The organism is Streptomyces sp. B3I8, assembly GCF_030816915.1.
Classification (GTDB): Bacteria; Actinomycetota; Actinomycetes; order Streptomycetales; family Streptomycetaceae; genus Streptomyces.
The window spans coordinates 3,429,027-3,441,665 of sequence record NZ_JAUSYN010000002.1 but is presented as its reverse complement, the minus strand read 5'-3'; the positions used below and the strand labels follow the sequence as shown (position 1 = coordinate 3,441,665).

General features: G+C 73.5%; 8 protein-coding genes and 2 tRNA genes. 6 read left to right on the top strand and 4 right to left on the bottom strand.

All coding sequences use genetic code 11. The annotated features are described in order from the left end of the window. Nucleotides 1–90: 90 nt before the first annotated feature. Both QFZ64_RS17410 and QFZ64_RS17405 read left to right on the top strand, forming a co-directional pair. Complete coding sequence (locus QFZ64_RS17410) at nucleotides 91–654, top strand: SigE family RNA polymerase sigma factor (protein ID WP_307066759.1); 564 nt, start codon at nucleotides 91–93, stop codon at nucleotides 652–654. A gap of 210 nt (nucleotides 655–864) precedes the next feature. Next, nucleotides 865–2,541 carry a long-chain fatty acid--CoA ligase gene (locus QFZ64_RS17405; RefSeq protein WP_307066757.1) on the top strand — a complete coding sequence of 559 codons (1,677 nt, stop codon included), beginning with the start codon at nucleotides 865–867 and terminating at the stop codon, nucleotides 2,539–2,541. 125 nt (nucleotides 2,542–2,666) lie between these two features. Here the strand turns inward: QFZ64_RS17405 and QFZ64_RS17400 are convergent, their stop codons facing one another. Continuing rightward, a complete protein-coding gene (locus tag QFZ64_RS17400; RefSeq protein ID WP_307066755.1) occupies nucleotides 2,667–7,385 on the bottom strand; it encodes a PAS domain-containing protein in 4,719 nt (1,572 codons plus the stop codon). A 297-nt stretch (nucleotides 7,386–7,682) separates the two neighbouring features. Beyond that, nucleotides 7,683–8,222 carry an SSI family serine proteinase inhibitor gene (locus QFZ64_RS17395; RefSeq protein WP_307066752.1) on the bottom strand — a complete coding sequence of 180 codons (540 nt, stop codon included), beginning with the start codon at nucleotides 8,220–8,222 and terminating at the stop codon, nucleotides 7,683–7,685. Between the two features lie 168 nt (nucleotides 8,223–8,390). Here QFZ64_RS17395 and QFZ64_RS17390 point away from each other — a divergent pair. The 3 genes from QFZ64_RS17390 to QFZ64_RS17380 all read left to right on the top strand — a co-directional run bounded on the left by QFZ64_RS17390 (nucleotide 8,391) and on the right by QFZ64_RS17380 (nucleotide 10,213). Further along, nucleotides 8,391–8,481 (top strand) — tRNA-Ser (locus tag QFZ64_RS17390). 207 nt (nucleotides 8,482–8,688) lie between these two features. Beyond that, a tRNA-Arg gene (locus QFZ64_RS17385) sits at nucleotides 8,689–8,761 on the top strand. Between the two features lie 762 nt (nucleotides 8,762–9,523). Further along, complete coding sequence (locus tag QFZ64_RS17380) at nucleotides 9,524–10,213, top strand: DUF4232 domain-containing protein (RefSeq protein WP_307066751.1); 690 nt, start codon at nucleotides 9,524–9,526, stop codon at nucleotides 10,211–10,213. A gap of 85 nt (nucleotides 10,214–10,298) precedes the next feature. Here QFZ64_RS17380 and QFZ64_RS17375 read toward each other — a convergent pair whose 3' ends face one another. Then, nucleotides 10,299–11,282 (bottom strand): NADP-dependent oxidoreductase, encoded by a 984-nt coding sequence (locus tag QFZ64_RS17375; RefSeq protein ID WP_307066748.1) that lies wholly within the window; start codon nucleotides 11,280–11,282, stop codon nucleotides 10,299–10,301. A 62-nt stretch (nucleotides 11,283–11,344) separates the two neighbouring features. Here QFZ64_RS17375 and QFZ64_RS17370 point away from each other — a divergent pair, with 62 nt between their 5' ends. Next, complete coding sequence (locus QFZ64_RS17370) at nucleotides 11,345–11,998, top strand: TetR/AcrR family transcriptional regulator (RefSeq protein WP_307066746.1); 654 nt, start codon at nucleotides 11,345–11,347, stop codon at nucleotides 11,996–11,998. 77 nt (nucleotides 11,999–12,075) lie between these two features. On the opposite strand, the gene QFZ64_RS17365 is transcribed toward QFZ64_RS17370, so the two are convergent. Beyond that, nucleotides 12,076–12,627, bottom strand: a complete 552-nt coding sequence (locus QFZ64_RS17365) for an MOSC domain-containing protein (protein WP_307066744.1) — start codon at nucleotides 12,625–12,627, stop codon at nucleotides 12,076–12,078. Between the last annotated feature and the right edge of the window lie 12 nt (nucleotides 12,628–12,639).

Here is a 12,639-nt window from a genome sequence, read left to right as displayed (position 1 = left end):
GGCCCTCCCCCTTCCTACAACCTGAGGGGGACACGGCTTCGGGACCTGCGGCCGATCCGCCGGGGTGGGGCCCGCTCCTAGCGTTGAGTCATGACCACACCCGTCTGCACCAGCGCTTCGGCCGCCGCGACGCCGGCCCGGCAGACCCTGCCGCAGCCGTCGTACCCGTCGTTCTCGGCGTACGTGGCGGCCCGCCAGCCGCTGCTGCTGCGCACCGCCCGGTCGCTCACCGCGAACCCGAGCGACGCGGAGGACCTGCTGCAGACGGCGCTGGCCAAGACGTACGTCGCGTGGGAGCGCATCCAGGACCACCGGGCGCTGGACGGGTACGTCCGCCGGGCGCTGGTGAACACCCGTACCTCCCAGTGGCGCAAGCGGAAGGTCGACGAGTTCGCCTGCGAGGAACTGCCCGAGCCGGAGCTCACGCCGGCCACGGACCCGGCCGAGCAGCAGGCACTGCACGACGCGATGTGGCGCGCGATCCTGAAGCTGCCGACGCGGCAGCGGGCGATGGTGGTACTCAGGTATTACGAGGACCTGAGCGAGGCCCAGACGGCGGAGGTGCTCGGCGTCTCCATCGGCACGGTGAAGTCGGCGGTGTCGCGGGCGCTCGGCAAGCTCCGCGAGGACCCGGAACTGAGCCCGGTCCGCTAGGGCCTGTCCGGCGGCACCCCCCGGAAGGGGCCGGGGGCTCCGTGCTCAGTGTCCCCGCCCGCGTCCCCTGCCTCCGCTTCCGTCTCCGTTCCGAGCCCCGGGGCGCATTGATCGATCATTCAAGCCGCTAGTGACATACCGCGCGGTATGTGAGCAGAATCAGCCCAACCCCTACCGCCGCGCATTCCCGCGCGGCCATCCGCGCAGGCAATGTCGCCGCCCCGGGAGGACGCCGTGCTGAGCACGATGCAGGACGTACCGCTGCTGATCTCGAGGATCCTGACCCATGGGACGACCATCCATGGCAGCTCCCAGGTGATCACCTGGACGGGCGAGGGCGAGCCGCACCGCCGGTCGTTCGCCGAGATCGGCGTCCGCTCCGCCCAGCTCGCCCACGCGCTCCGCGAGGACCTCGGCGTCCGCGAGGACGACCGCGTGGCCACGCTCGCCTGGAACAACGCGGAGCACGTCGAGGCCTACTTCGCCATCCCCTCCATGGGCGCGGTGCTGCACACGCTCAACCTGCGGCTGCCCGCCGGACAGCTCGCCTGGATCGTCAACCACGCCGCCGACCGCGTGATCATCGTCAACGGCTCCCTGATCCCGCTGCTCGCCCCGCTGCTGCCGCACCTCCCGACCGTCGAGCACGTCGTCGTCACCGGGCCCGGTGACCGGGCACCGCTGGACGGCGTGCGCCCCGGCGTACACGAGTACGAGGAGCTGATCGCCGGGAAGCCGGCCGCGTACGACTGGCCCGAGCTGGACGAACGCCGGGCGGCCGCCATGTGCTACACCTCCGGCACCACCGGCGACCCCAAGGGCGTCATCTACTCCCACCGCTCGGTCTACCTGCACTCCATGCAGGTGAACATGACGGAGTCGATGGGCCTCACCGACCAGGACACCTCCCTCGTCGTCGTCCCCCAGTTCCACGTGAACGCCTGGGGGCTGCCGCACGCCACCTTCATGACCGGCGTCAACATGCTGATGCCGGACCGCTTCCTGCAGCCCGCGCCCCTCGCCGAGATGATCGAGGCCGAGCGCCCCACCCACGCGGCCGCCGTCCCCACCATCTGGCAGGGACTGCTCGCCGAGCTGACCGCACGCCCCCGGGACGTCTCCTCGCTCCACCAGGTGACCATCGGCGGCTCGGCCTGTCCGCCCTCCCTCATGGAGGCGTTCGACGCGCTCGGCATGCGGGTCTGCCACGCCTGGGGCATGACCGAGACCTCGCCGCTGGGCACGGTCGCCCGGCCGCCCGCCCACGCCGTCGGCACCGACGAGGAGTTCGCCTACCGGCTCACCCAGGGGCGTTTCCCCGCCGGTGTCGAGGCCCGGCTGACCGGCCCCGGCGGCGAGCGGCTGCCCTGGGACGGCGAGTCCGCGGGCGAGCTGGAGGTGCGCGGCACCTGGATCGCGGGCGCGTACTACAACGGCCCGGACGCCGAACCGCTGCGCCCCGCCGACAAGTTCAGCGAGGACGGCTGGCTGAAGACCGGTGACGTCGGCACCATCAGCCCCGACGGCTACCTCACCCTCACCGACCGTGCCAAGGACGTCATCAAGTCCGGCGGCGAGTGGATCTCCTCCGTCGACCTGGAGAACGCGCTGATGTCGCACCCGGACGTCACCGAAGCCGCCGTGGTCGCCGTCCCGGACGACAAGTGGGGCGAACGCCCGCTGGCCACCGTCGTCCTGAAGGAGGGCGCCACCGCCGACTTCACCTCCCTGCGCTCGTTCCTCGCGGAGGAGGGGGTCGCCAAGTGGCAGCTGCCGGAACGCTGGACGATCATCGAGTCGGTCCCGAAAACCAGTGTCGGCAAGTTCGACAAGAAGGTGCTGCGCAGGCAGTACGCGGAGGGCAAGCTGGACGTCCAGCAGCTCTGAGCGTCCGAGTTCACGGACGGCCGGCCCTGGGGGCGGGTGTTCCGTGAGTGCGGTGATCCCGACGGCAGCGATCCCGACGGCGGTGACCTCGACGGCGGTGTTTCACGTGAAACACCGCCCCCGCGTCAGTTCGTGCCGATGCGCGCCAGCAGGTCCACGATCCGGTCCTGCACCTCCGGACTGGTCGACCGCTCCGCGAGGAACAGCACCGTCTCCCCGGAGACCAGCCGCGGCAGCTCGGCCTGGTCCACGGCGGTGGTGTAGATGACCAGAGGTGTGCGGTTGAGCAGTTTGTTGGCGCGCAGCCAGTCGACGACACCCGCCTGACGGCGGCGCACCTGCATCAGGTCCATCACCACCAGGTTCGGCCGCATCTGCGAGGCCAGCGCCACGGCATCCGCGTCGGAGGCGGCCCGTCCGACCTGCATCCCGCGCCGCTCGAGCGTCGCCGTGAGAGCGAGCGCGATCTCCGCGTGCTCCTCGACGAGCAGGACGCGCGGCGGATGCTGCTCGGAATCCCGGGGGGCCAGCGCCTTCAGCAGTACGGCCGGATCGGCGCCGTACGCCGCCTCGCGCGAGGCCTGCCCGAGCCCCGCCGTCACCATCACCGGCACCTCGGCCGCGACGGCGGCCTGGCGCAGCGCCTGCAACGCCGTACGGGTGATCGGGCCGGTGAGCGGGTCGACGAAGAGGGCCGCGGGGAAGGCGGCGATCTGCGCGTCGACGTCCTCACGGGAGTTGACGATGACGGGCCGGTAGCCGCGGTCGCTGAGCGCCTGCTGGGTGAGGACGTCGGGCGCGGGCCAGACGAGCAGCCGGCGCGGGTTGTCCAGGGGCTCGGGGGGCAGTTCGTCGTCGAGCGGCGGGGGATGGGGCTGGTCGGCGATCTCCACGGCACCGCCGGGACCGTCGAGCGGTTCCGGACCCTCGTCGGCGTTCTTGTCCGGGGCTCCTATGGCGTACGACCGTCCGGCGCCCTCGGTGGCCCCGGCCTGGCGGGACTGCGGGGCCGGACCCGCGGACGGGTGCGGCCGACCGCCCGTCTCCGGACGCTCGGCGGCGGGTTCGGGCGGCGTGCCGAGCTTGCGGCGGCGGCCCGCACCACCGGGGTGGTGCGGCGGAGGCGTGTGTGCCTGGGATGCCGGCCCCGCCTGCGGGGCCTGCGGAGCGGTGGGCACGGCGCCGGTGGCCTGGCGGGCGAACGGTACGCCCTGGCCCAGCGTCCGCACGCTGATCGCCCGGCCCTGCGTCGAGTTCGGGTCGACGGGCGCGGCGGGTGCGACGGGTGCGCTCGGCGCGGCGGCCTCGGCGGGCAGCGGTTGCGCGACCCTCGGCGCGGCGGGCCGCTCCGGCGGGAGCGGGGTGCCCGGGGCCGGGGTGGGCGTGGGCTGCGCGGCGGGGGGTGGGGCGACACCGGGGGTGCCGGGGGCCGCGGCCGGCGGCCGCGCCGGCGCGGGGGTGGCCTGCGGGGGGACGGGCATGCCGGGAGTGGCCCCGGGGAGCGGGCCCGGTACGGGCGCCGGGCCCTGCGGTACGGCGCCGGGCGGCACAGGCTCGGGCTGCACCGGCTGCCCGGACAGCGGTCCCGGTGCCGGGAGCGGCTGCTGCGCGACGGGACCGTGGCCCCCGACGGGCGCGGCCTGTGCCTGCGCGGGCACGGCACCGGCAGCAGCGCCACCTTGCGCCGGCGGAACGGGCTGGGCGCCGCCGACCGGGGGCAGCTGGCCGGGAAGGGGAGCCGCGGGCGCGCCGGGCGTCGGACCACCCTGATCCATGACCGGCACGGGTACGGGCTGGAACTGCCCCGGCAGCGGGACCGGCCCGCCCTGCGCGGGCACCTGCGCGGGCACGGCCTGTGCGGCGGCCTGGACCGGCGCGACCTCAGGGCCTCCGACTCCCGGCATGCCGAACGCCTGGACGCCGCCCGGGACGGGAAGCGCCTGGCCGGGAACCCCTCCTCGCACCGGCTGTCCCGGCTGCCCCGGAACGACGGTCGGCTGCTGCACGCCTTGCACGCCCTGCAAGCCGACGGCCGGAATCGGCGCGGCGGCACCGGTTGTCGCGGGCGCGCCGGGTGCCGGCACGGCCTGTCCCGGAGCACCGGGAACCGTGGCGGGAACCGTGGGCACCTGCCCCTGTACACCCGTTGTCTCCGTCGGGCGGACCTGCCCCGGCACCTGTCCGGCGGGGGTGCCGGGTGCGGCTGCTGCCCGGCGGCGCCCCGTGGGGGTCTGCACCGGATGCGGCTGCGGCGGGGTGTGGTCCCCGTCCTGGTCGTGGGCGACGGCGTCGTGGCGGCCGACGTCCGCACCCTCCGCACCGACGGACATCGGCGCGGACGCCGCCGCGGCAGCCGCGGCGTACTCCGGACCGCGGTCGGCCTCGGCGGGTGGCAGCGCGAAGACGGGCCGCGCGCCCTGCTCGGCGGGGGCGGGAACACCGGCGGCACGCTCGGCCGCGCTCGCGAGGGCCCGCCGACGCCGACCGGTCGGCCGGCCGGAGGCCCCGGAACCCTCCACGGACTCGGTGGCTCCGGTGGGCGCCGCGGGGAGCGCCGGCGGGAGGGCCTGCGGCTCGGTGTCCCGGCGGGCCCGTCGGCCCGTGGGGGCTGGAACGCCCTGGGGCGGCACGGTCGCGCCCAGCCCGGTGGCCGCGGCGCCCGCCGCGTGCTCGGCCGCGGTGACGACGGCTCCCTCGGAGACGCCGGGCCCCCCGGCACCCTCGCCCGGCGCGTCCGTACCGGAACCGGGGTGTCCGCGCCGGCGCCCGGTGCCGTCGGACACCGCCTCCCCGGAGGCGTCCGGCGTGGCGGCACCGCCCTGCACAGGCACGGAGGCGGCCTCCGCGGCCCGGCGACGGCGCCGGCCGGTGGGCGCGGGGACCTCTTCCTCCGGGGCCGGAACCGCGCCGCCGCCGTCCAGGAAGGCGTCGGTGGAGGCCCGCCGGGCCCGCCGCCGTCCACCACCCTGCGGCGACCGCACGCTCTCGCCGTCACCCTCGGTACCCGTCTCCGCCGTGGCCGTACCCGGTGTACCCGGCGCATCCGCCGCACCCACGGGACCGGCTGCATCCGCCGCGCCCACGAGCGCCACCTCGGCACCCACCGCGGTTCCGCCCGTCGCCGGCGCACCGGTCGTCGGCGCACCGGCCGTGCCGCTGGCGGCCGCCGCGGGCACGGCGCCCGCCCCGGCGCCGAGCGGTACCTCGAGGACGTAGGCGCTGCCGCTCATCCCCGGCACCTCGTGCGTCTGCAGCACCCCGCCGTGCGCGCGGACGATGCCCCGCACGATCGGCTGGTGCACCGGGTCGCCGCCGGGGTACGGGCCGCGCACCTCGATGCGGACCACCTCGCCGCGCTGGGCGGCGGCCACGACGACCGTGTTGTCCATGTAGCCGCCCGCCGAGACCGGCGAGTTCCCGGTGGCGTCGACCCCGGCCACGTCCGCCACGAGGTGCGCGAGCGCCTGGGCGAGCCGGTGCGCGTCGACCTCCGCCTCGATCGGCGGGGCGTGCACCGCGAACTGCACGCGCCCGGGGCCGATCAGCTCGACGGCACCGTCGACCCCGGCCGCGACGACCGCGTCGAGCATGGCGGCCGTGCGCGTGAGCCCGTCCTCCCCGGCGTCCAGGCGCTGGAAGCCCAGGACGTTGTCGAGCAGGGTGGTGATGCGGGAGTACCCGGCCGCGAGGTAGTGCAGGACCTGGTTGGCCTCGGGCCACAGCTGCCCGGCGTCGTCCGCGGCGAGCGCGGACAGTTCGGCACGGAGCTGGTCCAGCGGACCGCGCAGGGACCGGCCGAGCACCGCGAAGAGCTGGTCGTAGCGGGCGGTCAGGGCTTCATAGCGGTCCTTCTCGCGTTCGCCCAGCGCCGCGTAGCGCTCGTCGCCCGCGGCGAGTTCCTCCGCGTGCCGCTCCCGCAGCGTCTCGAGCTCGGCGGAGTGCTCCTCGCGCACCCGCTCCAGCTCCGCCGCGTGCTCCTCGGCGAGCTGCCGCAGCTCCTGCTGGTGCCGCTCCTCCGACTCGTGCTTCTCGGCGCTGAGCGTGTCGAACGGGCGCCGGTCGGTGAAGGTCATCACCGCGCCGACGAGCTGGTCGCCGTCGCGCACCGGGGCGGTGGTCAGGTCGACGGGCACCTTGTTTCCGGCCTTCGACCACAGCACCTGGCCGCGGACCCGGTGCTTGCGCCCGGAGCGCAGGGTGTCGGCCAGCGGGGACTCCGCGTACGGGAACGGCGATTCGTCCTCGCGGGAGTGGAGCACCAGGGTGTGGAGCTCCTTGCCGCCCAGTTCGTTGGCCCGGTAGCCGAGGATCTGCGCGGCGGCCGGGTTGACCAGGACGATCCGCCCGTCGGTGTCCGTGCCGACGACGCCCTCGGAGGCGGCCCGCAGGATCATCTCGGTCTGCCGCTGCGACCGCGCGAGTTCCGCCTCGGTGTCCACGGTGCCGGACAGATCGCGTACGACGAGCATCAGCAGTTCGTCGCCGGTGTAGCCGTATCCGTCGTAGGCCTGGCGGGCGTCCTCGAGGTTGGCGCTGGTGACCTCGACGGGGAACTCGGAGCCGTCGGTGCGGCGGGCCGTCATCCGGGTCGGCCTGGTCCGGGCGCGCGGGTCGACGTGGTCGGGGCGGCGCATGGAGCCCGGGATGAGCCGGGAGTCGAACTCCGGCAGCAGGTCGAGCAGCCCCCGGCCGACCAGGGCGGTGCCCGGGGTCTCGAAGGCCTCCAGGGCGATGGTGTTCGCGTTGACGACCGTCCCGTTGGCGTTGACCAGCACCAACGCGTCGGGCAGTGCGTCCAGTATGGCTGCGAGGCGAGCAGCGCCTCGGGATGGCCTGCTGCTCACGAGTCGCGTCCTCCCTGTCACCGCACCTTGCCGACCGCGGGGGCCATCTTGCCAACCGTCCCGCAGCGTGTCACGCGAGGGAGTCTAAGCGCAGAGGCGGTCCCGGCGGCGCGGGATGAGGCGGAGGTCGCACGTGGGTGGGGCCGGTTCCTGCCGGGCGCACGGCGTGATCCCGCGCGCCGGGTGCAGGACCCTCACGACTCCTCCGCACCTCCTGCGTCCGCCGTCGCACGCCGGTGACCCGACGCATGCCGGAGCGCGCCGCACCCCTGGCTCCGCGCTCCGCACCTCTCCTGCTCACGGATACGTACGGAGCTGGTGGTCCTGGGCGGGCAGCACGGGCACGAGCGCCTCCCAGCGGGCGATCTCGCACCCGTCGACGCGGTCGTACGACGCGTCGACGGGCCGCCCGGCCCAGGTCCCGGTGACGCGGGCGGTGGCGGGCCCGCCGTACCGCATGGTGCACAGCGCGTCGGGCGGCACCGGTGCGAACGGGTCCCGTCCCCAGGTGGTCCGGCGGTCCAGCGTCGCGCAGGCCCCGCCGGGGTCGGGGTGGCTGCCGCCGCCGGGGTGGCAGCGCAGCAGGTACGTCCCGTCGGCGCGACCCGCGTTCCGGACGGTGACGGTGAGCCGGTCCCCGCCGGCGGCGTCGTACGGCCCGGCGGACGTCCGGCTGTGCGCATCGGCGGACACCACCCCTGCGGCGGAACCGGTCAGGACGACGGCGACAGCGGCGAGGGCGGCGGCGAGCGGGGGGCGACCACGGGCGGAACGGACGGGGCAGGACGGAGGACGTGCGGGGAGCCGGGCGGAACGCCCGAGGGAGACGTGAACCATGTCCTGCCCAACGCGCCAGGGCGCACCTGGTTGCGTGGGCGCCGCACCGGACAAAGGACTTTGCTCTGCCGCCTGCCCGCCTAGTACCGTGGGAGCCGATTGGTGACACCGCGCTCGACTGTGTCATCATCTGCACGCACCACTCGCGCTCGCGCGGGCGGCTGTGCGGGAGGCGTCGCCTAGTCCGGTCTATGGCGCCGCACTGCTAATGCGGTTTGGGTTTTAAAGCCCATCGAGGGTTCAAATCCCTCCGCCTCCGCTCCCACCACACCGAAGCCCCGGTCCCCAGGACCGGGGCTTCGGTCGTACAGCCTCGGCGCAACGATCCCCAGAACGACGTTTCCCCAGTTCAGGCCGGGTATGGCAAACGGATTTCGCGTCCCGCCGCCAGTCATGTAATGTTGTTCCCGCAACGCCGACCGGGCCGAAAAGCCCGGAAGGAAGAGCAACACAACAGAACACACAAGCACTCGTAGCTTAACGGATAGAGCATCTGACTACGGATCAGAAGGTTGCAGGTTCGAATCCTGCCGAGTGCACACAGGTCAAAGGCCCCGGATCACTCCGGGGCCTTTGTCGTTGCGGCGGTTCTTGTCCCCCATCCCGAGTAGTCGTGCCTTCCCGCACGTGCCCGGCAGGCGTACACCCTGAGTTGGGCACCGCGAAGCCGCGTGCAGCCACTCGCGGCGCCACGACGGCATGAACAGGACCCCGTCTCCTTCGACCACGCTGCGGTCCACGGCCTCCGCGATACGGCTGATGGCCAGGGCCCGGTCCAGCCCCTGCAAGCAGCGCCGGACCCGCCATGGTTACGTATTCGGTGTGACCGTGCTGCTGCGGGTGATCGGGCGGGGCCGTCGGTCGGCATTTCCCCTTCCGAGCGTGTACCTCGACGTGGGCCGTGCGCAGGACTTGACTGTCGTATGGCGTGATCCACCGGCTCAACAGGTGCTGTCAGACCCGACCAGCCCGTTCATCGACGGGAAGCCCGCCTCTCGAACACCGATCAAATCCTGTCGTCGGCGCGCTCCCGCGTCCTGCGGCCGCCTGGACCGGGCCCGGTCATCAGCCCGGTCAGCCGGTCGGTTGGTCAGCCCGGTGTGCCCGGTCACTCGCGTCGGTTGTCTCCGGGGCGGGTCGGGCACACGTTTGTGACGACGTCACTGGTCTGTGACGGGGATGTGCTGGAACGGCTCAGCGGCAACGCCTGAGGTCATGAGCCCCTCATAGTGGGTGAGTAACCACCGAGGGGCCGGAACGGATCCGGTCCCGGCCACCTGCTCAACACAAAGGGGAACCCCATGTCCGGCAACCGTCGCAAGGCTCTGCTCGTCTCCGCGGTCATCGTGGGTGGCGCCATGCTGATGACCGCGTGCCAGGACGGGGACACGAGCACGGACACCGGCGCCTCGCAGGGGTCCTCGTCCGCCGCCTCGTCCGGCAAGACGGCCGGCAGCACGGCCGGCAGCACGGCGGGCAAGACCGCCGGTTCCGGTGAGAAGGCGGCGAGCAGCGGTCAGAGCGCCGGCAAGGGGAACCAGGGCGCGGACGGTTCCGGCGTCGACACCGGCGACGGCACGCGGTCGAAGGTCGAGCAGACCTGCGGTGCCAACGACATCTCCTGGAGCACCAAGTCCGAGACGCAGGCCGGTGGTTACATCCTCATCACCGCCAAGGCGAAGTCGGGCATCACCTGCTGGCTGCCCGCCGCCCTCCCGACCGTGGCGTTCGGCTCCGACGGCACGCAGGCCGGCCCCGCGGAGCAGTCCGTCGGGCAGCAGATCAAGCTGAGCGGGAGCACCGCCGCCTACGCCGGAGTGAAGACCAAGTCCACCAACAGCGACGGTGGAGTGGAGTTCGACAACATCATCGTCGCCGTCGGCGACAGTGACCCCAACCCGGTTTCCCTGCCGGTCGACACCATCACCGTCGACAAGCCGATCGTCACCAACTGGCACACCGCCCCGGCGGACGCCGTTCCCTTCAACTGACCCGATCGACCACGCGAGAGGCTCCCGGCGACGAACCGGGAGCCTCTCGCGTCGTCCAGGACCGTCAGCCGTCAGCCGTCAGCCGTCAGCCGTCAGCCGTCAGCCGTTCGGGCTGCAGGTCGATGACGACCTTGCCCCGCGCGTGCCGGCCGGCCTGGAGTTCGGTCGCGCGGCGGATCTGTTCGATCGGGAAGCTCGCCGCGACGGGCACCCGCAGGCGGCCCTCCGCGATCAGGCCGGCGATCTCTTCCAGGGCACCGGGAGCGGCGTTCGCGCCGTTGGCCGCCGGCACGCCGTCGACCTGGGCGGCGACGGTGCAGATACGGCTGTCCGGGACGCCGAGTTCCCGGGCGACGTGCGCTGTCTCCACGCCGTGCAGGTCGACGGCGGCGGTGACTCCACCGGGGGCGAGCGCGCGGACCCGGTCGGCCAGGCCGTCACCGTAGGCGACCGGTTCGGCCCCGAGGGTGCGCAGGTACTCCGCCGAGGTCGCCGATCCCGTCCCGATGACGCGTGCTCCGGAGATCCGGGCGAGCTGGACGGCGAACACGCCCACTCCGCCGCCGGCGCCGCCGATCAGCACCGTGTCGTCGGGACCGGGAGCGACCACGGCGAGCGCGGCGGATGCCGTGCGGCCCGCGATCGTGAGGGTGGCGGCGGTGCGGTCGTCGACGCCGCCGGGGGTGTGGTGGACCTCGTTCGCGGCGGTCTCCCCGGTCGCGTCGATCACCACGAAGTCGGCGACCGCGCGGGACAGGGCACCTCCGAACACCCGGTCGCCGGGCGCGAAGCCGGTCACTCCGTCGCCGACCTGGTCCACCGCTCCCGCGTAGTCGGTCCCGAACCCGACCGGCAGGGTGAGGCCGAACCGGGCTGCGGTGCCCGCGTCGGCGGTCATGATCCAGTCCATCGGGTTCAGGCCGGCCGCGGTGACCCGTACCCGCACCTGGCCGGGGCCGGCCTGCGGTGCGGGAACCTCGTGGACGTCCAGGACCTCGGGGCCGCCGAACTCGTGCAGCTGGACCGCCCTGCCGATGCCCGCGGGTGATTGCCTGCTCAGTGCCTGCATGTGCGCCTGTCTCCTCGGTGCCGACGCATGGAACGCAAAGAAACGGACTATGCTCCGTTTGCATGGACGACCGTAACACAAGCGGAACGCGTTCCGTTTCTGATCGGGCGGGGGGCCGCGCGCCACGGGCGGACGCCGTCCGCAACCGTGACCAGCTCCTGGCCGTGGCGACCCGCGTCTTCATGTCGACCGACGCCGAGCCGTCGATGCGTGCGATCGCCAGGGAGGCCGGGGTCGGCATAGCCACGCTCTACCGGCACTTCCCGACCCGCGAGTCATTGGTGGACGCGGTCTACCAGGATCAGGTCGCGCGGCTGACGACCGGCGCCCGCGAGCTGATCGGCCGGCTTCCCCCGGCCGTGGCGATGCGGCGCTGGATGGACCTGTTCGGAGACTGGATCGCCGCCAAGAACGGCATGCTCGACACCCTGCTGGTGATGATCGAATCGGGCGAGATCACCCACGCGCGGACCCGGACCGAGCTGCTGACGGCCCTCAACACGATCCTCGACGCCGGCCGCGAGACAGGCGACCTCCGGCCCGACGTCACCGCCGAGGACATCGCCGCCTCGCTCATCGGGATCTTCACCGTGGCGCCCCGGTCGGGGCGCGGAGCCGACCCCGACCGTCTGCTGGACCTTCTGATGGACGGCCTGCGACGGCCCGTCCGGCGGAGCGACGGCGAACTCGAACCGCCGGCCGCCGGAGCGGAGTGACGAGCCGGGCGCCGCGAAGCGGGACGTTTTCCCTCAGAGGTTCCTCCGCAGAGGGTTCGCCCCCTGCGGAGGGACCGTCAGACGCGGTCCAGGGGGCGGTGGGGTCCTGCGGGGAGTTCGGCCGTGAGGGTGGCGCCGGGGGTGACCGTGCCGCCCTGGCGGACGACGCCCATGATGCCCGCCTTGCGGATCAGCCTGCCGTCCTCGTCGCGGCTCACCACCCGCTTGAGCAGGCCGTCCTGGAAGTTGTCTATCTGGAAGCACGGATTGCGCAGGCCCGTGACCTCGACGACGGCCTCGTCGCCGAGGTGCAGCAGCGTGCCGACCGGGAGGCCCAGCAGGTCGATGCCGCGCGTCGTGACGTTCTCGCCGAGATCGCCCGGGGACACCCGGAAGCCGTCCTCGGCGACCTCGGCGAAGAGCTCCTCGTGGAGCAGGTGCACCTGACGCAGGTTCGGCCGGGTGGGGTCCTGGGCCATCCGCGAGCGGTGCTTGACCGTGACGCCCGCGTGGACGTCCCCCTCCACCCCGAGCCCCGCGAGCAGCGTGATGCTCTCGCGGTTCGGCTTCGTGAACGAGTACACGCCGTTGCTGCTGACGGCCGTCACCGTTCCCTCGATCGAGGTCATGCTCATGATCGC